General features: G+C 71.5%; 17 protein-coding genes and 1 riboswitch. Of the genes, 7 read left to right on the top strand and 10 right to left on the bottom strand.

Features of this window, described 5'->3' with window-relative positions; translation table 11 throughout:
• Nucleotides 1–20 precede the first annotated feature (20 nt).
• Together NQ707_RS04665 and NQ707_RS04660 are read left to right on the top strand one after the other, a co-directional pair.
• Nucleotides 21–2,651: an ATP-dependent Clp protease ATP-binding subunit gene (locus NQ707_RS04665; RefSeq protein WP_404434969.1), complete on the top strand. Its 2,631-nt coding sequence runs from the start codon at nucleotides 21–23 to the stop codon at nucleotides 2,649–2,651.
• Between the two features lie 105 nt (nucleotides 2,652–2,756).
• Nucleotides 2,757–3,263, top strand: a complete 507-nt coding sequence (locus tag NQ707_RS04660) for an amino-acid N-acetyltransferase (protein ID WP_058731100.1) — start codon at nucleotides 2,757–2,759, stop codon at nucleotides 3,261–3,263.
• A 40-nt stretch (nucleotides 3,264–3,303) separates the two neighbouring features.
• On the opposite strand, the gene NQ707_RS04655 is transcribed toward NQ707_RS04660, so the two are convergent.
• On the bottom strand, nucleotides 3,304–4,281 hold the full coding sequence (locus tag NQ707_RS04655) for an A/G-specific adenine glycosylase (RefSeq protein ID WP_058731099.1): 978 nt from the start codon (nucleotides 4,279–4,281) through the stop codon (nucleotides 3,304–3,306).
• A 121-nt stretch (nucleotides 4,282–4,402) separates the two neighbouring features.
• Between NQ707_RS04655 and NQ707_RS04650 the strand changes: the two genes are divergently transcribed.
• On the top strand, nucleotides 4,403–5,203 hold the full coding sequence (locus NQ707_RS04650) for a hypothetical protein (RefSeq protein ID WP_058731098.1): 801 nt from the start codon (nucleotides 4,403–4,405) through the stop codon (nucleotides 5,201–5,203).
• Nucleotides 5,204–5,332: 129 nt separating this feature from the next.
• Here NQ707_RS04650 and disA read toward each other — a convergent pair whose 3' ends face one another.
• The 3 genes from disA to NQ707_RS04635 form a co-directional block, all read right to left on the bottom strand.
• Nucleotides 5,333–6,403, bottom strand: coding sequence for a DNA integrity scanning diadenylate cyclase DisA (gene disA / locus NQ707_RS04645; protein WP_058731097.1), 1,071 nt, complete (start codon nucleotides 6,401–6,403; stop codon nucleotides 5,333–5,335).
• A gap of 110 nt (nucleotides 6,404–6,513) precedes the next feature.
• On the bottom strand, nucleotides 6,514–7,917 hold the full coding sequence (gene radA, locus NQ707_RS04640; RefSeq protein WP_279752078.1) for a DNA repair protein RadA: 1,404 nt from the start codon (nucleotides 7,915–7,917) through the stop codon (nucleotides 6,514–6,516).
• A gap of 156 nt (nucleotides 7,918–8,073) precedes the next feature.
• Entirely contained in the window at nucleotides 8,074–9,300 is a 1,227-nt protein-coding gene (locus NQ707_RS04635) for an aromatic acid exporter family protein (RefSeq protein ID WP_279752077.1), read from the bottom strand.
• A gap of 206 nt (nucleotides 9,301–9,506) precedes the next feature.
• On the opposite strand from NQ707_RS04635, the gene pstS reads away from it, so the two are divergent.
• Genes pstS through pstB form a run of 4 tightly spaced genes read left to right on the top strand, consistent with a single transcriptional unit; the run spans nucleotide 9,507 to nucleotide 13,471 of the window.
• Nucleotides 9,507–10,610, top strand: a complete 1,104-nt coding sequence (pstS, locus tag NQ707_RS04630; RefSeq protein WP_064724957.1) for a phosphate ABC transporter substrate-binding protein PstS — start codon at nucleotides 9,507–9,509, stop codon at nucleotides 10,608–10,610.
• Nucleotides 10,607–11,524, top strand: a complete 918-nt coding sequence (pstC, locus tag NQ707_RS04625) for a phosphate ABC transporter permease subunit PstC (RefSeq protein WP_058731657.1) — start codon at nucleotides 10,607–10,609, stop codon at nucleotides 11,522–11,524. The genes pstS and pstC overlap by 4 nt, the downstream gene beginning before the upstream one ends.
• The gene (pstA, locus tag NQ707_RS04620; RefSeq protein WP_404434968.1) at nucleotides 11,521–12,654 is read left to right on the top strand and encodes a phosphate ABC transporter permease PstA; all 1,134 of its coding nucleotides are present in this window, start codon (nucleotides 11,521–11,523) and stop codon (nucleotides 12,652–12,654) included. The genes pstC and pstA overlap by 4 nt, the downstream gene beginning before the upstream one ends.
• A 37-nt stretch (nucleotides 12,655–12,691) precedes the next feature.
• Nucleotides 12,692–13,471: a phosphate ABC transporter ATP-binding protein PstB gene (gene pstB, locus NQ707_RS04615; protein WP_058731658.1), complete on the top strand. Its 780-nt coding sequence runs from the start codon at nucleotides 12,692–12,694 to the stop codon at nucleotides 13,469–13,471.
• A gap of 27 nt (nucleotides 13,472–13,498) precedes the next feature.
• On the opposite strand, the gene NQ707_RS04610 is transcribed toward pstB, so the two are convergent.
• From NQ707_RS04610 to NQ707_RS04585, 6 genes are all read right to left on the bottom strand, one after another.
• Complete coding sequence (locus NQ707_RS04610) at nucleotides 13,499–14,506, bottom strand: anion permease (RefSeq protein WP_404434967.1); 1,008 nt, start codon at nucleotides 14,504–14,506, stop codon at nucleotides 13,499–13,501.
• Nucleotides 14,507–14,509: 3 nt separating this feature from the next.
• On the bottom strand, nucleotides 14,510–15,127 hold the full coding sequence (locus tag NQ707_RS04605) for a DUF47 domain-containing protein (RefSeq protein WP_058731660.1): 618 nt from the start codon (nucleotides 15,125–15,127) through the stop codon (nucleotides 14,510–14,512).
• 270 nt (nucleotides 15,128–15,397) lie between these two features.
• Nucleotides 15,398–15,871, bottom strand: coding sequence for a hypothetical protein (locus NQ707_RS04600; protein WP_058731661.1), 474 nt, complete (start codon nucleotides 15,869–15,871; stop codon nucleotides 15,398–15,400).
• 267 nt (nucleotides 15,872–16,138) lie between these two features.
• On the bottom strand, nucleotides 16,139–16,939 hold the full coding sequence (locus tag NQ707_RS04595; RefSeq protein WP_058731662.1) for a hypothetical protein: 801 nt from the start codon (nucleotides 16,937–16,939) through the stop codon (nucleotides 16,139–16,141).
• A gap of 111 nt (nucleotides 16,940–17,050) precedes the next feature.
• Complete coding sequence (locus NQ707_RS04590) at nucleotides 17,051–17,944, bottom strand: SDR family oxidoreductase (protein ID WP_058731665.1); 894 nt, start codon at nucleotides 17,942–17,944, stop codon at nucleotides 17,051–17,053.
• An 81-nt stretch (nucleotides 17,945–18,025) separates the two neighbouring features.
• Nucleotides 18,026–19,408, bottom strand: coding sequence for an NAD-dependent succinate-semialdehyde dehydrogenase (locus NQ707_RS04585; protein ID WP_404434966.1), 1,383 nt, complete (start codon nucleotides 19,406–19,408; stop codon nucleotides 18,026–18,028).
• A 162-nt stretch (nucleotides 19,409–19,570) separates the two neighbouring features.
• Nucleotides 19,571–19,679: riboswitch (SAM riboswitch) on the top strand.
• The last annotated feature ends 59 nt before the right edge of the window (nucleotides 19,680–19,738 follow it).

Genomic DNA, 19,738 nt, shown 5'->3' with positions numbered 1-19,738 from the left:
GCGTACAAGGAGACACCCATATGTTCGAGAGGTTCACGGATCGCGCTCGGCGCGTCGTCGTGCTGGCCCAGGAAGAGGCCCGCATGCTCAACCACAACTACATCGGCACCGAGCACCTGCTGCTCGGTCTCATCCACGAGGGCGAGGGCATCGCCGCCAAGGCCCTGGAATCCATGGGCGTGACGCTGTCCGCCGTGCGCGAGCAGGTCCAGGACATCATCGGTCCCGGGCAGCAGGCTCCCAGCGGGCACATCCCCTTCACCCCCCGGGCCAAGAAGGTCCTGGAGCTGTCCCTGCGCGAGGCCCTGCAGCTGGGACACAACTACATCGGCACCGAGCACATCCTCCTGGGCCTGATCCGGGCCGGGGAGGGCGTGGCCTCCCAGGTGCTGACCAAGCTCGGCGCGGACCCCTCGCGGGTGCGCCAGACGGTCATCGACATGATCTCCGGCTACCAGGGCGGCACCGGGGATGCCGGCAAGGAGACCGCCGGGGTCGGCGCCGGCGGCGGCAAGGACGGCAGCCCGGCCGGCTCCACCGTGCTGGACCAGTTCGGCACCAACCTCACCGCCGCGGCCCGCGAGGGCAAGCTGGACCCGGTGATCGGGCGCTTCAAGGAGATGGAGCGGGTCATGCAGGTGCTGTCCCGGCGCACCAAGAACAACCCCGTGCTCATCGGCGAGCCCGGCGTCGGCAAGACCGCCGTCGTGGAGGGCCTGGCCCAGGCCATCGTGCGCGGGGATGTCCCGGAGACCCTGAAGGACAAGCACCTCTACACCCTGGACCTCGGCTCCCTGGTGGCCGGCTCCCGGTACCGCGGCGACTTCGAGGAGCGGCTGAAGAAGGTGCTCAAGGAGATCCGCACCCGCGGGGACATCATCCTGTTCATCGATGAGATCCACACCCTCGTCGGGGCGGGCGCCGCCGAGGGCGCGATCGATGCGGCCAGCATCCTCAAGCCCATGCTGGCTCGCGGCGAGCTGCAGACCATCGGGGCGACCACCCTGGATGAGTACCGCAAGCACATCGAGAAGGACGCCGCCCTGGAGCGCCGCTTCCAGCCGATCCAGGTGGATGAGCCCTCCCAGGCCCACGCGGTGGAGATCCTCAAGGGCATCCGCGACAAGTACGAGGCCCACCACCGGGTGACCATCACCGACGAGGCCCTGGAGGCCGCGGTGTCCATGTCCGCCCGGTACATCTCGGACCGCTTCCTGCCGGACAAGGCCATCGACATGATCGACGAGGCCGGGGCGCGGCTGCGCATCAAGCGCCTGACCGCCCCGCCGGAGATCAAGGACCTCGAGGACCGCATCGCGGATCTGCGCTCCCAGAAGGAGGCCGCGATCGAGGGTCAGGACTTCGAGAAGGCCGCCAACCTGCGGGACAAGGAGCAGAAGCTCATCGCGCAGAAGGAGGAGGCGGAGAAGAGCTGGAAGGAATCCGACTCCGCGATGGGCGAGGTCAACCCGGAGGTCATCTCCGAGGTGCTGGCCGCGGCCACCGGGGTGCCGGTGTACAAGCTCTCGGAGGAGGAGTCCGGCCGCCTGCTGAAGATGGAGGACGAGCTGCACAAGCGCGTCATCGGCCAGGACGACGCCATCAAGTCCCTGTCCCGGGCGATCCGGCGCACCCGCGCCGGGCTGAAGGACCCGCGCCGCCCGGGCGGTTCGTTCATCTTCGCCGGGCCCACCGGCGTCGGCAAGACCGAGCTGGCCAAGGCCCTGGCGGAGTTCCTCTTCGGCGACGACGACGCCCTGATCACCCTGGACATGTCCGAGTACCAGGAGAAGCACACCGTCTCCCGCCTGTTCGGGGCGCCCCCCGGATACGTCGGCTACGAGGAGGGCGGCCAGCTGACCGAGAAGGTGCGCCGCAAGCCGTTCTCCGTGGTCCTGTTCGACGAGGTGGAGAAGGCCCACGCGGACCTGTTCAACTCGCTGCTGCAGATCCTGGAGGACGGTCGCCTGACCGACTCCCAGGGCCGTGTGGTGGACTTCAAGAACACGGTGATCATCATGACCACCAACCTGGGCACCCGGGACATCTCCCGCCGCGTGCCCGTGGGCTTCCAGTCCGCGGATGACGCCACGACCAACTACGAGCGGATGCAGGCGAAGGTGCAGGAGGAGCTCAAGGAGCACTTCCGCCCGGAGTTCCTCAACCGCGTGGATGACATCATCGTCTTCCCGCAGCTGACGGAGAAGGAGATCATCCAGATCGTGGACCTGTTCGTGGCCCGCCTGGCCGAGCGCCTGCGCGATCAGGACATGTCCATCGAGCTGACCGACGCCGCGAAGAAGCTGCTGGCCGAGCGCGGCTACGATCCGGCGATGGGCGCCCGCCCGCTGCGTCGGACCATGCAGCGGATGATCGAGGACCAGCTCTCGGAGAAGATCCTGTTCGGGGAGATCTCCGCGGGGGAGAAGATCACCGTGGACGTCGAGGGCGAGGGACAGGACGCGCAGTTCACGTTCTCCTCGCAGAAGATGGCCGAGCTGTCCGAGGACGGCATCTCCTACGGGGACGAGGGAGCGGAGATCACCGACTCCCACGTGGACCCGGAGCAGCTGTCCGGTTCGGCCCTGCCGCCCAAGACGGACCGCGGCGGCGGGGAGGCCGGCCCGGCCTCCGGAGCCGCCCAGGCCTGATCCGGAAGAGGCCCGCATCCGGGATGCCGCGAACGCCCCGGACCCGCGCACGGCGCGCGGGTCCGGGGCGTTCGCCATGTTCGGGGACGCGTAGACTCGACACCCATGACCGACCTCCACCTGCGCCCGGCCCGCACCGCGGACGCCCGGGCGATCGGGCGCCTCGTCGCGCCCTACGCCGAACAGGGCGTGCTGATCACCAAGGAGACGGTGGACTACTACGAGGCGATCCAGGAGTTCCTGGTCATCGAGGCCCCCGGCGTCGGGGTGGCCGGCTGCGCGGCGCTGCACGTGATCTGGGAGGACCTCGCCGAGATCCGCACCGTCGCGGTGGACCCGGTGCTCACCGGCCACGGCATCGGGCGGCGGCTGGTGCAGGCGCAGCTGGAGCGGGCCCGCGACCTCGGGGTGAGCCGGGTGTTCTGCCTGACCTTCGAGGTCGAGTTCTTCCGGCGGATGGGCTTCGAGGTCATGGACGAGCAGGAGGGCATCGACCCGCAGGTCTTCGCCGAGCTGCTGCGCTCCAAGGACGAGGGCATCGCCGAGTACCTGGACCTCGCCCGGGTCAAACCCAACACCCTGGGCAACACCCGCATGATCCGCGCCCTCTGAGCCCCGCCCATCTGCTGAGCCCCGCTCGCGGGCGGCCGGGTCAGGGCAGGGCCACCGTCTCCGGGGTGGGCTCCGCGGCCAGCCCGTCGGTGAGCAGCCCCTCCAGGCACCGCCGCAGCTGCTCGGGCGGGGCTTCGAGGCGACGCAGGGCGCGCACGGCGCGCACGACGTCGTCAGCCTCCGCCGCCGAGCCGTGGGCCTGCTCCGGCAGCCGCGGGTCCAGCAGCAGGGCCCGGGGCACCGGGGCGCTCGCCGCGCGCAGCACCGCCATCAGGGCCCCGCGGGCCTGCCGGTCCGTGCCGTGCCAGGCCTGGCCCTTCGGGGCGACCTCCGGCTCCGGGCGCCCCGCGGCCACCCAGGCGCAGTCGGCGAGCACCGGGCACTCCTCGCAGCGCGGGGCGCGGGCCGTGCACACCAGGGCGCCCAGCTCCATCACCGCGATGTTCCACCGCACGGAATCCTCCCGATCTCGCGGCAGCAGGGCCTCGGCCAGGCGCATCTCGGCGGCGGTCATGCCCCTGCCCGGCAGGGCCCGCCCGGAGATCAGCCGGGCCTGCACGCGCCGGATGTTCGTATCCACCACGGTCTCCCTGTGCCCGAAGGCGAAGACGCTGATCGCCGCGGCGGTGTAGGCCCCGATCCCGGGCAAACCCAGCAGGGTCTCCCGGTCCGCCGGAACCTCGCCGTCGTGCTCGGCGACGATGGCCGCGGCCGCAGCGTGCAGGCGCAGAGCCCGGCGCGGGTAACCCAGTCGGCCCCACGCCCGCACCGCCTCCCCGGGGGACTCCGCGGCCAGCGCGGCGGGGGTGGGCCAGCGCCGCAGCCACTCCCGCCAGACCGGCAAAACCCGGTTCACCGGGGTCTGCTGCAGCATGAATTCGCTGACCATGACCTCCCAGGGGGTGCGCTCGGGGGCCCGCCAGGGCAGGTCCCGGGCGTGGGCGCGGAACCACGCGCCGATGCGCTCGTGCAGCTGGGACAGGGTCGCGGGATCCGGCAGGGCGGTGGGAGCAGGCATATCCCCACCACTGTAGGGCAGGCGGAGGGCCCGGGATGCCGCGGAAAGGCGGCTTCCGGCGGGTCCGGGATGGGAGTGAGCCAGGACGCGGCGGCGGGGAGAATTGGGTAATCTGAGGGCCATGGCTGACTACGAAGAATTCGACGGTGACGGGGAAGAGTACGAGCGCGAGGCGCCCGAGGTCTATCGCAGGCGGCGCATCATCGCCGCGATCATCGCGATCCTCGCGATCATCCTGGTGGTGTGGGCGCTGGTCTTCGCCTTCCAGCGGCTCACCGACTCCGGGGATGACACCGCCGCAGCCTCCAGCGCCGCCGCCGGAGACAACTTCGACAGCTTCAGCGCCCGTCCCACCGGCGGCGCCTCCGGGTCCGCCTCGGGCTCCGCCTCCGCCCAGCCCTCGGCCTCGGCCTCCGCGGAGGTGACCCCCACCGGCGAGTCCACGGCCTCGGCCGACGCCGAAGGCACCGAGGCCAGCGCCACCCCCACGGACCAGGCCGCCGCACCCACCCCGGAGCCCACGACGCAGCAGCCCGTGCAGGCCTGCTCCGACGCCTTCACCGTGAGCACCACGGTGGACAAGCAGGTCTACGCCGCGGGGCAGCAGCCGGTCATCACCACGACCGTCGCCAACGGCTCGCAGAACCCCTGCACCGTGGATCTCGGCTCCGCGAACACCACGTACCAGATCACCTCCGGCCCGGCCAACGTCTACAGCAGCCAGACCTGCCAGGCCCAGCCCACCCACGATGAAGCCACCCTGCAGGCCGGGGCGAAGCAGACCACGAGCCTCACCTGGGATCGCGGGATGAACGCCTACGGCTGCGGGCAGGCCGCCCAGCAGGCGAAGACGGGGTACTACTGGGTCACCGCGACCGTCAACGGCGTGAGCTCCCAGCCCACGCTCATCGTGATCCAGTAGCCGCGTCTCATCGACCGCGCTTCACGCCCGGCGCCGGACCCGCTCAGGGACATCCGGGGCCGGGCGCGGTGCGTTCGCGTGGGCGGCAGGGCCGCGTCTCTTCCGGTGCAGGGCGCCCGCCGCGGGGTCTCACATGAACCGCTCCAGCAGGCTGGATTCGGCGGTGCGGGCCAGGGATTCGCGGATGCTGCGGGCGCGTTGCTCGCCGACCCCGTCCACGGCGCGCAGATCCTCCAGATTCGCGGCCATCAGCGCCTGCAGACCGTCGAAGCGCTCCACCAGCCGGTCGGCCACGGCCCGCGGCAGCGACTTGATCCCGGCCAGCAGCCGGTGCCCGCGCGGAGCCACCGGCACGTCCAGGTCCCCGGCCCCGGGCAGTCCCACGGTGCGGGCCACCACCGCCAGATCCGCCAGCTCCGCCGGGTCCAACCCGGCCACCGCCTCCCGGGCCTGGGCCAGTGCGGCCGCGTCGGGCGGAACCGGGAGGTAGTCCAGCAGGAGGGCATCCGCATCGGGCTGGCCCAGGACCAGCTCCTCCAGCTGCATCTGCACCATCCGCCCCTCGGTGCCCAGCTCGACGACGGCCTGGTCCACCTCCGCGGTGATGCGCCGGACCAGCTCCAGCCGCTGCAGGGCCGCGGCGACGCTGCGCACGGTCACATCGGACTCGATCTCCAGGGAGGCGAGGTTCGCGAACTCCTGATCCAGCCGGTGGGAGTAGCGCTCCAGGGTCTGCAGGGCCTGGTTGGCGCGGAACATGATGGCCTGAGTGTCTTCCAGGGGGTAGCGCACCCCGTCCGCGTAGATGGTGATGATGCCCATGGACGCGGACACGGAGACCACCGGGAACCCCGTCTGCTTGGCCACCCGCTCGGCGGTGCGATGCCGGGTCCCGGACTCCTCGGTGCGGATGGCCGGATCCGGCATGAGATGCACCCCGGCCCGCAGGATGCGGGTCACGTCCCGGTCGCACACGATCGCCCCGTCCATCTTGGCCAGCTCCCGCAGGCGGGTGCCGGTGAACTCGATGCCGATGTCGAAGCCCCCGGTGCCGATGGCTTCGACCATCCGGTCCGAGCCGAGCACCACCAGTGCCCCGGTGCCGCCCTGCAGGATGCGCTCGAGACCCTCCCGCAGCTGGGTGCCGGGGGCGAGCAGGGCGAGGGTCTTGGTCAGCAGACAGGTGCGTGCGGTAGCCACCCGTCCATCTTAGGTGGGCGGTCCCCGATGGATCGCGGGGCCGCGCGGACCGGCTGTCGGCGGGCCTCGAGAACGGGCCCTGCGGGCGGGGGAGGGAAGCCCGCGGGCTTTCAGCCCTTGGTGCGCCCCGGGAAGAGCGTGGCCACGGCCTCCACCACGGAGGCGACCTCTTTGACGGTGAAGCCCGCCGGGACCTGTCCGGCCCCGGCGGGGGAGGCGGGCACGAGGGCGTGGGTGAAGCCCAGCCGCGCGGCCTCGGCGATGCGCTGGCGGATGCCGGGCACCGCGCGGACCTCACCGGCCAGGCCCACCTCCCCGAAGACCACCAGGCGTCGCGGCAGCGGCTTGTCCTCCGCGGCGGAGGCCAGGGCCATGACGGTCGCCAGATCCGCTGCCGGCTCGCTCAGGCGCACCCCGCCGACCGTGGAGAGGTAGCAGTCCATCTTCCCGACGCCGAAGCCGGCCCGCCGCTGCAGCACGGCCAGCAGCATCGCGGTGCGCTGGGCGTCCAGTCCGGCGGTGGCCCGGCGCGGCTGGGAGGTGGAGGACTCATCCAGCAGCGCCTGGACCTCCGCCAGGAGCGGGCGGCGGCCCTCCAGGGTCACGCTCAGGCAGGTCCCGGCCACGGGCACGGGGGTGCGGGAGACGAACAGACCGGACGGGTCCGAGACCCCGGTGATGCCGTCCTCCAGCAGGTCGAAGCAGCCGACCTCGTCGGTGGGGCCGAAGCGGTTCTTGACCGCGCGCAGCATCCGGATCCGGGAGTTCTTATCCCCCTCGAACTGGCAGACCACATCCACCAGGTGCTCCAGCAGCCGGGGCCCGGCGATCGCGCCCTCCTTGGTCACATGCCCCACCAGCAGGGTGGTCATGTTCCGCCGCTTGGCCTCGGCGATGACGGCCGCGGCCACCTCCCGGACCTGGGTGACCCCGCCGGCGGAGCCGTCCACCTCCGCGCTGGCCAGGGTCTGCACGGAGTCCAGGATCAGCAGCGTCGGGTTGATCCGTTCGATGTGGGCCAGTGCGGCGCCGAGGTCCGTCTCCGCGGCCAGGTACAGGGTGTCCGCATCCGCGCCGATCCGGTCCGCGCGCAGCTTCACCTGGGCGGCGGATTCCTCCCCGGTCACGTACAGCACGTCCCGGGTGCTCCCGGCCCCGCGGGCGAAGGTCGCCGCGACGTCCAGCAGCAGCGTGGACTTGCCGACACCGGGCTCCCCGGCCATCAGCACCACGGCCCCGGGCACCAGCCCGCCGCCGAGCACGCGGTCGAACTCGGCGATGCCGGTGGAGGCGGCGCGGGCGAGGGTCGCGTCCACCTGGGTGATGGGCTGGGCGGGGGTCTGCACGCTGGCCGCGGCGCTGGTGCGCGGCCCGGAGGCGACGGCGCCGACCTCCTCGATGGTGCCCCACTGCTGGCATTCCCCGCAGCGGCCCACCCATTTGGCCGTGGTCCAGCCGCATTCGCGGCAGCGATAGGCGTTGGCGGCGCGGGGGCTCTTGCGTGCGGGGCTCATGTGCCCAGGGTAGAGGCCCCGACTGACAGATCGAGCAGGCGCCTCCCCGCCCTGAGATGCGGGTTTCGTGTTGAGTTGCGCCGTTCGTGTTGAGATGCGTCCCGCCGTGCGGCATCTCAGCACGATCCCCGCATCTCAGCACGAATCCGGAGCGCCTCAGTCCGAGTCCCGCCGGGTGCGGGACCCGGGCCGGTCGTCCTCCTCCTCCGGGTCCACCACCGGCAGCGCCTCGGTGAGCTCCTGGCGGATCTGCACCGGGATGGTGCTGGCCTTCGCGTAGGGCAGGCCCGTGGCCGCCAGCAGGTCCACGCTCAGCGGTCGGATCAGCATCACCAGGGACTCGCCCTGGTAGGTGCGCACCCCCAGGGCCGCCGGATCCAGGCGCTGGGCCACCCGGGTCAGGTCCGCCCGGGCGCGAGCGGAGAAGGCCTCCCGGGCCGTCGTCGAGCCGCCGGCGAAGGACGCCCCGATCAGGTCTACGGCCTCGGCCAGCTCCGTGAGGATCTCCTCCAGGGCCGCCACCGCCTGGGGCCGCAGCCGCACCGTGCGGATCACGGCGGTCAGGCGCCGGGCCAGCACCCGGGTGTTGCGCACCGCGTGATCCAGGGCGTCCAGGCAGCGCTCGTAGGCCTCGATCTCCTCCAGGCGGCCGCGCCGCAGCAGGGTGAACCGCGCCTGCTCCCGGCCCATCTTCAGCGCGGACTCCAGGGCCGTGATGCTGGGCTGGGTGCGCCGGCTGCGGCGCAGGGCGCGCTGGGCGCGCTCGGCGTCGTACCCGCCCAGGGCCGCCGCGATCTCGCGCAGCACCGCGGAGAACTCCCCGCTCAGCGTGCGGAAGCCCCGCCGGGCCTCCCGGCTGGGATCCCGCGGGGAGATCGCCATGATCGCCAGCGCGAAGCAGGCCCCCACGATGGCGTCCAGGCTGCGGGCGAAGGGCCCGTCCACCGACGGCGGGAGGATCACCACCAGCACGGACTGCAGGCCCATCTGGGTGGTGAAGATCGTGCCGTTGTCCAGGAAGCGGGCCAGCAGGATCGAGACCAGCAGGACGACGGAGGCCTGCACCAGGCCCTGACCCAGCACGTGCATCAGCACATCGCCGACCGCGATGCCCAGGGTGCACCCGAGGGAGACCTCCAGGATGCGGCGCAGATGCACCGAGCCGTTTCCGTAGCCGAGGGAGACGATCGCGGCCGTGGCGGAGAACAGCGGACCGTGGTGGCCCAGCACATGCTCGGCGAAGGCGTAGGCTCCGACCGCTGCGATCGTGATCTGCAGCGACTGCCCGAAGCCCGCGCGCACCCGGCCCAGTCCCGTGCGGGTCCGACGACGGGCGTGGTCCAGCACGGCGCCTGCACGCCCGGCGATCCCGCTTCCGCTCATGCCCCCATGGTACGGAAAGCGTCCCGGGCGGGGTTCGGTCGGGTGCGGACGGGGCGCCCGAGTGTTCACCCGGCGTTCACCCGGGATCGGGCCTCGGGTCACCTGCCCTGCGTACGCTCGAGACCGCGGGCCCGGACCGGGCCCCGCACCACCATCGGTCCCCGCGCAACGGGGCGCACACCAGACCCATAGGGAGAAGAACCCACATGAAGATCTCGCGCATCGGCCGCTGGGCCGCCCTGGCCGCCGTCGGCTCCCTCGCCCTGACTGCCTGCGGCTCGGACGACGCCACCGGCTCCAGGGACTCCGGCTCGGCGGGCTCGGACTCCTCCGTGTCCGGGACCCTCTCCGGGGTCGGCGCCTCCTCCCAGCAGGCGGCCATGACCGCCTGGCAGTCCGGCTACCAGTCCGCCCACTCCGGGGCCACCGTCCAGTACTCCCCGGACGGCTCCGGCGCCGGGCGCGAGGCCTTCCTGGCCGGCGGGGCCAGCTTCGCCGGCTCCGACGTCCCCCTGACCGACGATGAGGTCGAGAAGGCCAAGTCCCAGTGCGGCGACGGCGGCGCCATGGACATCCCCGTCTACGTCTCCCCGATCTCCGTGGCCTTCAACCTCAAGGGCATCGACTCCCTGAACCTGGACGCCAAGACGATCGCGGAGATCTTCTCCGGCAAGATCACCCAGTGGAACGACCCGGCGATCGCGGATCAGAACGAGGGCACCGACCTGCCGGACACCAAGATCACCACCGTGCACCGCTCGGATGACTCCGGGACCACCAAGAACTTCACCGACTACCTCGCTGACGCCTCGCAGGGCGCCTGGACCGAGAAGGCCTCCGGCAACTGGCCCTCCGGGCTGTCCGGTGAGGCCAACAAGGGCACCTCCGGGGTCGTGTCCACCACCAAGACCACCGAAGGCGCGATCACCTACGCCGACTCCTCCGCCGTGGGGGACCTGGGCGCCGCCAAGATCAAGGCCGGGGACGGCTACGTCTCCCACGAGGAGGAGAACGTCGCCCGCGCCGTGGAGAACGCCAAGCGCCTGGATGGCCGCTCGGAGCACGACATCGCCCTGGAGATCGACCACGAGGGCACCGACGGGGCCTACCCGATCGTGCTGGTCTCCTACCACATCATCTGCTCGGCCTACGACAAGCAGGAGACCGTGGACCAGGTCAAGGCCTTCGAGACCTACGTGACCTCCGAGGACGGGCAGAAGGCCGCCGCGGACGCCGCCCACTCCACCCCGCTGCCCCAGAAGCTGCGGGATGAGGCGAAGGCCGCCATCGACACCGTGAAGACCAAGTGAGCGCCAAGTCCTCCTCTCCGGCCCAGGACCGGATCTTCGCCGGGCTCGCCCTCGCGGCGGGCCTGGTGATCCTGGTCGTCCTGGCCGGCGTCGCCCTGTTCCTCGTGCTGCGCGCGAAGGATCTGGTGGGCACGCCGGCCGGGGACTTCACGGGCGGAGACGGCTTCATCGGCTACATCCGCCCGCTGGTGGCGGGCACCCTGATCAGCGCGCTGATCGCCCTGCTGATCGCCACCCCCGTGGGCATCGGCGTCGCCCTGTTCGTCTCCCACTACGCCCCGCGGCGCCTGGCCGCCCCGGTCGGCTACGTCATCGACCTGCTGGCCGCGATCCCGTCCGTCGTGTTCGGCGCCTGGGGTGCCTCCGTCCTGGCTCCCAAGATCGTGCCGTTCTACGACTGGCTGGCCGATGAGCTGGGCTTCCTGCCGATCTTCGCCGGCCCGGCCTCGGCCACCGGCAAGACCATCCTCACCGCGAGCATCGTCCTGGGGATCATGATCCTGCCGATCATCACCTCGATGTGTCGGGAGATCTTCGCCCAGACGCCGGTGCTGCAGCAGGAGGCGGCCCTGGGTCTGGGTGCCACCCGGTGGGAGATGATCCGGATGACGGTGCTGCCCTTCGCCCGGGCGGGGATCGTCTCCTCCGTGATGCTCGGGCTGGGTCGGGCTCTCGGGGAGACCATGGCCGTGGCCCTGGTCCTGTCCGGCGGGGCCTTCAACCCCTCGCTGATCCAGTCCGGGAACCAGACCGTGGCCAGTGAGATCGCCCTGAACTTCCCGGAGGCCTACGGGATGCGGATGAACGAGCTGATCGCCGCCGGCCTGGTCCTGTTCCTCATCACCCTCGTCGTCAACATGCTGGCCCGCCTGGTCGTGGCCCGCTACCGGCACTTCTCGGGAGCCGACGCATGAACCAGCCCTCCACCGCATCGTCGCAGCGCACCCAGCTGGGTCACCGGCTGAGGACCCGCACCGCCCCGGCCTGGCTGCCGTGGCTGATCGGGGTCCTCGCCGTCATCCTCGGGGCCGCGGCCTCCGCGCTGATCGGCTTCGGCATCGCCTCCTGGGCGATCTTCTCCGCCCTGATCCTGGTGATCGCGGGCCCGCTGGCCGTCGCCGGGATCGAGGGACGACGCCGCGGGGCCGACGCCTTCGCTCGCTACCTCGTCTGGGGGGCCTTCCTGCTGGCCCTCGTCCCGCTGGTCTCGGTGCTGTGGGTCGTGCTCGCCCGGGGCCTGCCCGGGCTGAACGCGCACCTGCTGACCACCTCGATGGGCGGGGTCACCGGCGTCACGGACAACGCCGCGGCCGCCGGCGAGGGCCCCGTGTACGGCGGGGCCTACCACGCGATCGTCGGCACCCTGGTGATCACCTTCTGGGCCACCGTGATGTCCGTGCCGATCGGTCTGCTGACCGCGATCTACCTGACCGAGTACGGCGGGGCCACCCGCATCTCCCGTGCGATCGCCAAGACCATCACGTTCCTCGTGGACGTGATGACCGGCATCCCCTCGATCGTCGCCGGTCTGTTCGCGGCCGCGTTCTTCGTGCAGATCCTGGATGACCCCTCCGTGCGCTTCGGCTTCATCGCCTCCGTCGCCCTGTCCGTGCTGATGATCCCGACGGTCGTGCGCAGCGCGGAGGAGATGCTGCGGATCGTGCCCAACGAGCTGCGGGAGGCCTCCTACGCCCTGGGGGTGCGCAAGTGGCGCACCATCGTCAAGGTGGTCATCCCGACGGCGATCTCCGGGATCTCCTCGGGCGTGACCCTGGCGATCGCCCGCGTCATCGGGGAGACCGCTCCCATCCTGGTCACCGCCGGGTTCGTCACCACCATCAACTGGAACGCGTTCTCCGGCTGGATGACCACCCTGCCCACGTACATCTACTACCAGATCATGACCCCGACCTCGCCCACCAGCCCCCAGATCTCGGAGGGCCGGGCCTGGTCCGCGGCGCTGATCCTCATCGTCGTCGTCATGCTGCTGAACCTCGCCGCCCGGCTGATCGCCCGGATCTTCGCCCCGAAGACCGGCCGCTGACGCCCCCGCACCCGCCACCCCAAGGAGAGCCTGCCCCGTGTCCAAGAGCATCGACGTCGAGCACCTGAACGTCTACTACGGCGACTTCCTGGCCGTGCAGGACGTGAGCATGCAGATCCGCGCCCGGTCCGTGACCGCGTTCATCGGGCCCTCCGGCTGCGGCAAGTCCACGTTCCTGCGCACCCTGAACCGGATGCACGAGGTCATCGCGGGGGCCCGGGTGGAGGGTTCGGTGCGCCTGGACGGGGAGGACCTCTACGGCAAGGGGGTGGACCCGGTGCGGGTGCGCTCCCAGGTCGGCATGGTCTTCCAGCGGCCCAACCCCTTCCCCACGATGTCCATCCGGGACAACGTGCTGGCCGGGGTCAAGCTGAACTCCCGGCGCCTGCCCAAGGCCCAGGCCGATGAGCTGGTGGAGTCCTCCCTGCGTTCGGCGAACCTCTGGGAGGAGGTCCGGGACCGGCTGGACAAGCCCGGGGCCGGGCTCTCCGGCGGTCAGCAGCAGCGGCTGTGCATCGCCCGGACCATCGCCGTGAAGCCGGACGTGATCCTCATGGACGAGCCCTGCTCGGCCCTGGACCCGATCTCCACCCTGGCCGTGGAGGATCTGATCCACGAGCTGAAGGAGGAGTACACGGTCGTGATCGTCACGCACAACATGCAGCAGGCCGCGCGCGTCTCGGATCGCACCGCGTTCTTCAACATCGCCGGCACCGGCAAGCCCGGCCGGCTCATCGAGTACGCCCCCACCCAGGAGATCTTCAACAACCCCAAGGAGCAGGCCACGGAGGACTACGTCTCCGGGCGCTTCGGCTGAGTCGGGATCCCCGCGCGGGGGCGCGCCTCACAGCAGCGGGGACAGCGCCAGCAGCAGCACGGCCGCCAGCACCGCGCAGACCGGAACCGTGAGCAGCCAGGTCAGCACGATCCTGCCCGCGACCTGGGAGCGCACCGCGGTGAACCGCTGGGTGGACCCGGCCCCCAGCACGGCCGCGGCGGACAGGTGCGAGGAGGAGTACGGCTCGCGCAGCACCGCGCCGGTGCCCAGGCTGAGCAGGCTCGTCGTCGTCATCGCGACCGCCCCGCGGAACGGGTCCACCTGCACCATGCGGGTGGCCAGGGTGCGGGCGATCCGCCAGCCGCCGCCGAGGGTGCCCAGCACCATGAGCGCGCACAGCACCGCCCCGGCAGCCAGCGCCACGGCGCTGGGCGGGGTGATCCCGGCGCAGCCCAGCAGCAGCCCGCCCAGCAGCAGCAGCCGGTGCCCGAAGTACATGCCGTGGCTCAGGGAGACGACGGCGGCGCTGAGGCACAGCAGGTACCGGGAGCGGTCGTTGACGGTGCGGGGGCTGGCGTGGCGCAGCAGCCCCACCAGCAGCACCGCCGCCAGCCAGGACACCGCGTAGGCCAGCAGCGGCCCGGCCACCAGCGGCAGCCACACGGAGGCCAGCAGCTGGCTGGCGGCGTCGGCCGGGACGTCCAGGTCCACGGCGCGGGCGGCCCACCCCGCCCCCAGCAGGGCCCCGATCAGGGCGTGGGTCGAGGAGGAGGGCATGGCCCGCCACCAGGTGGCCAGCTCCCACAGGATCGCGGTGGCCAGGACCGCCGTGAGCATCCCCAGCCCGTCGGTGCTGGAGGGGACCCGCAGCCAGTCGTGGGCGGTCTCCGGCAGGGTCGCCAGCCCCACACCGAAGCCGATGGCGGTGCACACGGCGGCCAGGGCCAGCGCGGTCGTCGCGGTCAGGGCGCGGGTGCGCACGGCGACGGCGATGGCGTTGGGGGCGTCGTGGAAGCTGCCGATCACCGCGAACCCCGCGAGCAGCAGCAGGCCCAGGACGAGCAGGAGGGCCACCGCTCAGGACTCCTGCACGAGGATCCGGCCGACCTCGGTGGCCACCGCGCGCAGGTGGCGGGCCGCGGAGTCCAGCTTGTCCGCGAACTGCGCGGTCTGCTCGTAGCGGCGCGGCTTGAGGGATTCGATGAGGTCCGCCCGGTACAGGTCCCCGGTGCGCGTGGACTGCTTGGCCATGCGCAGCACCTCCACCCAGTACTCGTCCAGACCCTCCAGGTCGGACAGGTGGTGCATGGCCTCCGCGGTGAGGGAGGCCTGGCGCTGGATGAGGTCCAGCAGGTCCGAGGCGCGGGAGGAGAACTGGTCCAGGCCGTTGATGACGATCGTGTGGGTCGCGGCCGCGAGATCCTCCCCGGCGGTGTTCAGGTGGTGGGCCAGCAGGTACAGGTCCCCGCGGGGCAGGGCGGTGACGAAGGAGGAGCGCACGTCGGTCATCACCGCGAAGAACAGGTCCGTGCACCGGCCTTCGATGTCGAAGGCCTGCTCGAGCAGCTCGGGCCGGTCCTCCACGGGGGAGCCCATGGTGCGCGAGACCGCGGAGGCGGCGTCGATGACGAGATCGGCCATCTGGGAGAGCAGGGTCAGGGCCCGGTTCTCCTGGGGGAACAGTCGTAGTGCCACGCGGTGCTTCCGGCTTTCCGGTCGAGGGGTGGTCGGGGTGCCGCTACACCATAACCGGGCAAGGTTAACGACGACGGCCCGCCCCGGGGATTCGGGGCGGGCCGTCGGATGAGGAGGTGGGCACTGGACCGGGAGCGCCTCTCGGCGGAAGGCCGCTCGAAGCGGCTTGATGATGGAGCCCGGGGCTACCAGCGGCCCAGTGCCGCCCTTCCAGTCTGGTCCCGTACCGCGGGGGCTGTCAACGAGCCTGCGCGGTGCGGGGAGGGCCGCTCAGTAGGCCGTCGGGGCCTGGCGGGCGGCGGTGACCGCGCGGTACCAGGCGGAGGAGGGCTTCAGGAACAGGAGGATCACCCCGATGATGAAGACGATCGTCCCGATGCTGCCGAGGAGGCCGCCCGTCGCCAGGCTCGCGAGGACGCCCAGGGCGGAGAGGGCCGCGAAGACGAGCAGGACGATGCGCGCCCAGTTGCGTCCCTTGCCGGCGAACCACACGAACAGGGCTCCCACCGCACCCATGAGGATGTAGGCCACGAGCGCCGTGATCCGGGCCGCGCTTGCCATCGTGGAGACGGTGGTGGCATCGACGGTCTGGCCGTTGACCTGGGCCTGCTGGGTGTAGGTGGCTTCGAAGTCCAGGGTCAGGGCGGCGATGATGCCGAGGACCACGGTGAGCGCCAGCGAGATCCACAGGATCAGGAGGCCGGTGCGCACCTGCTGGGGCTTCTGCTGGAGCAGCTGGTCCACGGAGCCGGCGGCCTGAGGCTGACCGGCGTAGGCGGGGGCTCCGTACTGCGGGGCGCCCTGGCCGGTCTGGTACTGCGGGTAGCCCTGCTAGGGCTGGCCCTGGCCGTACTGCGGGGTGCCGCCGTCGGCGGGGTTCTGCTCGGGCTGCTGCGACATGATCGATGTGCTCCTTCGAAGGGGTCTCGGGGGTGTGCGTCGTGCGTCTCGAGTGAAGTTGGTGTGCATCACCCATTCCACCAGATCACCGCGGGAAAGTCCCGCGGTGAGTCAGTAGCCGCGGCGCAGGACCTGCACGGTCTGGAACCACCGGGAGACCGGCTTGGTCCACAGCATGAGCACCCCCACCAGGTAGGCGACCTCGGCGATCAGCGTCATCACCGAGCTGATCCAGAAGGCCGGGCCGGTGGCCTCCTGCATCAGGGTGTCGATCTCCGGGTTCTCGGCGGCCAGGACCGTTCCGATGACGGGCAGGGCGATGAGCGCGAAGAGCGAGGCCAGGGCCTGCAGCCCGGCGATGATCGCGAAGACCAGCGAACTCACCCGCGCCCAGTTGGCCCCGCGCAGGCACAGCCACAGGAAGGCCGCCCCCATCACGTAGACCCCCAGGCCCAGGACCGCGCCGATGACGGCGCCGGCCACCTCGAGGGCGCCGCCGAAGATGAGGTTCTCGTCGATCATGCTGACCAGGCTGCCCAGCAGGGCCAGTCCGCAGCCGATCCAGCCGATGAGCACCCCGGTGCGCAGCCGCTGCGGGGCGGGGCCCGCCTGCCGGACATCACCGGGCTGGGGCACATACCCTCCGGAACCGGTCGCATCGCCGTAGCGGGGGACGCCGCCGGGGGCCCCGCCCGGCTGGGCACCCTGCCCATAGACCGGTGCACCCTGACCATGCGTCGGCGCGCCCTGGCCGTAGCCGGGGGCCTGCTGGTACCCGGCGTGGCCCGGGGCGGGTGCCCCCGCGGCGGGCCCGCCCGCGGCGTCGGCGCCGTCCTGCGGGGCGTACTGGCCGTAGCGCGGTTGGGGACGGTCGCGGCTCGGGTCCTCGGGGGAAGAAGGGGGCTGGGTCATCTCATCCTCATTCGGTCGGGGCGGTCTGGGACCGGTGGTGGTGCATACCACCAGTTCACCAGAAAAACCGCGACGGCGCGCCCCCGCCGGGGACGCGCCGTCGAGAGGAGGTCACGGGGTCGGAGCGCCGCCGTTGACGTCCAGCACTGAGCCGACCACGTAGCTGGACTCCGCAGAAGCCAGGTACACGTACGCCGGGGCGATCTCCACGGGGTGACCGGCCCGCCCCAGCCAGGACTGCTGGCCGAAGCCGTCCAGCTTCGCATCGGGCTGCCCGTCGGTGACCTGCAGCGGCGTCCAGAAGGGCCCCGGAGCCACCGCGTTCACGCGGATCCCCTGCGGGGCCGCCTGCTGGGCCAGGGACTTGGTGAAGGCCTTGATCGCGGCCTTCGTCGCGGCGTAGTCCGGGAGCACATCCGAGGGCTTGTAGGCCTGCACCGAGGTGGTGTTGATGATGGTCGAACCGGCCGGCATCACCCGCAGCGCCGCCCGGGACAGGGTGAACATCGCCTGCACGTTGAGGGCGAAGCTGCGATCCACCTGGTCATCGGTGAGCTCCTGGATGCTCTCGGACCAGAACTGCATGCCCGCGTTGTTGACCAGGATGTCCAGCCCGCCCAGCTCCTGAACGGCGGCCTCCACCAGCCCGTCCCGGTACGAGGCCTCCAGCAGATCCCCCGGCAGCAGCGCCGCGGTGCGGCCCTCCGCCCGGATCAGCTCGGCGACCGCCTGGGCGTCCTCCTCCTCATCCGGCAGGTAGGCGATCGCGACGTCGGCGCCCTCGCGGGCGAAGGCGATCGCCACGGCCGCGCCGATCCCGGAATCGCCCCCGGTGATCAGGGCCCGACGCCCGGGCAGGCGCCCCAGGCCCCGGTAGGTGCGCTCGCCGCGATCCGGCTTCGGCTCCAGGCGGGCATCCAGCCCGGGATTGGGCTGGTGCTGGGGATCCGGGTTCAGCTGCGGGTAGGCGGTCACCGGGTTCGCGAACTCCAGCTGGGAGGCCACGGGGGTGCGCTGCTCATCGGTCACGCTCTGCTCCTTATGTTGAGGGCCCGGGGTCACCGGGCCAGGGTGCGGGGTGCGGCCTCAGAAGGACTGGGCGCTGACCCGCACCAGCTTCTCGTTGGTGAACTCCTTCAGGCCCCACTCGGCCAGCTCCCGGCCGTAGCCGGAGCGGCCGATGCCGCCGAAGGGCAGGCCCGCCTGGGTCACCAGGTGCTCGTTGACGTGCACCATCCCGGCCTGCATCCGCCGGGCGAAGCGCTCGCCGCGCTCCAGGTCCTCGGTCCACACCGAGGCCTGCAGCCCGTAGTCGGTGTGGTTGGCCAGGCGCAGCGCGTCCTCCTCGTCCTCGGCGCGGTAGACGATCACGGCGGGGCCGAACAGCTCGTTGCAGCCCAGGTCGGAATCCGGGTCCACGTCGGTGAGCAGGGCGGGGGACATGAACCAGCCGGGACGCTCCAGCTTCTCGCCGCCGGTGCGCAGGGTCGCCCCGTTCCGCACGGCGTCGTGGATGCGCTGGACCACCTCGTCCCGGGCGGTTTCGGAGGACAGAGGCCCCATGTCGGCGTCGGGATCGTCCCAGGCGCCCACGCGGATCGCCTCCACGGCCTCCTGGGCCTTGGCGACGAACTCCTCGTAGAGCTCATCGACCACGATGATCCGCTTGGGGGAGGTGCACACCTGCCCCTGCACGGAGGTGCGCAGCCCGACGGCGGTGCGCACCAGCGCGTCCAGGTCCGAGGTGTCCAGGACGACGAACGGGTCGTTGCCGCCCAGCTCCAGCACGGACTTCTTGAGGTTCTTCCCCGCGTTTTGCGCGACGGAGGCCCCGGCCCGCTCGGAGCCGGTCAAGGAGACCCCGCGCACCCGGAAGTCCTCCAGCACGGCGGGGACGTCCTCGGTGTCCAGGTAGAGGTTGATGTAGGCGTCCTCCGGGATCCCGGCCTCGTGCAGGATCTCGGCGAAGGTGCCCGCGGACAGCGGGCAGATGGCCGCCTGCTTCATCAGGATCGTGTTGCCGATCAGCAGATTCGGGGCGGCGAAGCGGGCCAGCTGGTAGTAGGGGAAGTTCCACGGCATGATCCCCAGCAGCACGCCCAGCGGCTCGTGCTCCACGATGGTCTTCTGCGCGCCCTGCGGCTGCAGCTCGGTGGGCTCCAGGACGTCGGGGCCGTGCTCGGCGTACCAGCGGAAGATGGAGGCGACCAGCTGGACCTCCTGCAGGCCCTCGCTCTTGAGCTTGCCCATCTCCCGGCCGATGATCCCGGCCAGCTCCTCGGCGCGCTGCTCGATGAGGTCTCCGACCTTCGCCAGGGCCTGGGCGCGCTGGGCGATCGGGGTGTCCCGCCAGGGGCCGACGGCGAGGTGCGCCCGCTCGATGATCTCGGGGATCTGCTGGGCGGGCAGGGAGTCGAAGGTCTGCTCGACCTCGCCGGTGGATGCGTTGGTCACTGCGAATTCGGTCATAACCCCTAGTCAACGCCCCGGGTGGGGGACGGTTCCAGGGGTTTCGCCGTGAGCATGACGGCGGGGGCGTCATCCGGGGACGCCGGGCGTCATCGGCGCGTCGCACGGTCACATCCGCGTCCGTTCTTGGCTGGCCGCGGCTGCGCCGGTTCACTGGAGGGGTACCTATCCAGAGCGGCCGAGAGACCTGGCTCGACGACGCCGCAGCAACCACCCCCACCGCCCTCGTGCGACGGTTCGGGAACGGTGCTCCCGCCAGGACCGATGGATACCGTGCGACAGCCGCCGCGGCTGCCGCGATCCGTCGGCCGATCCTGCAGAAGGAGGCCC

The sequence above is a fragment of the Rothia sp. BD8 genome (genome assembly GCF_044878465.1).
GTDB lineage: Bacteria > Actinomycetota > Actinomycetes > Actinomycetales > Micrococcaceae > Rothia > Rothia kristinae.
This window is presented reverse-complemented; position numbering and strand designations above follow the sequence as displayed.

What these genes read in the sequence shown, in the direction of transcription:
- NQ707_RS04665 (WP_404434969.1), top strand. Translation starts at nt 21, where the DNA reads ATGTTCGAGAGGTTCACGGATCGCGCTCGGCGCGTCGTCGTGCTGGCC.
- NQ707_RS04660 (WP_058731100.1), top strand. Translation starts at nt 2,757, where the DNA reads ATGACCGACCTCCACCTGCGCCCGGCCCGCACCGCGGACGCCCGGGCG.
- NQ707_RS04655 (WP_058731099.1), bottom strand. Translation starts at nt 4,281, where the DNA reads ATGCCTGCTCCCACCGCCCTGCCGGATCCCGCGACCCTGTCCCAGCTG.
- NQ707_RS04650 (WP_058731098.1), top strand. Translation starts at nt 4,403, where the DNA reads ATGGCTGACTACGAAGAATTCGACGGTGACGGGGAAGAGTACGAGCGC.
- radA (WP_279752078.1), bottom strand. Translation starts at nt 7,917, where the DNA reads ATGAGCCCCGCACGCAAGAGCCCCCGCGCCGCCAACGCCTATCGCTGC.
- NQ707_RS04635 (WP_279752077.1), bottom strand. Translation starts at nt 9,300, where the DNA reads ATGAGCGGAAGCGGGATCGCCGGGCGTGCAGGCGCCGTGCTGGACCAC.
- pstS (WP_064724957.1), top strand. Translation starts at nt 9,507, where the DNA reads ATGAAGATCTCGCGCATCGGCCGCTGGGCCGCCCTGGCCGCCGTCGGC.
- pstA (WP_404434968.1), top strand. Translation starts at nt 11,521, where the DNA reads ATGAACCAGCCCTCCACCGCATCGTCGCAGCGCACCCAGCTGGGTCAC.
- NQ707_RS04595 (WP_058731662.1), bottom strand. Translation starts at nt 16,939, where the DNA reads ATGACCCAGCCCCCTTCTTCCCCCGAGGACCCGAGCCGCGACCGTCCC.
- NQ707_RS04585 (WP_404434966.1), bottom strand. Translation starts at nt 19,408, where the DNA reads ATGACCGAATTCGCAGTGACCAACGCATCCACCGGCGAGGTCGAGCAG.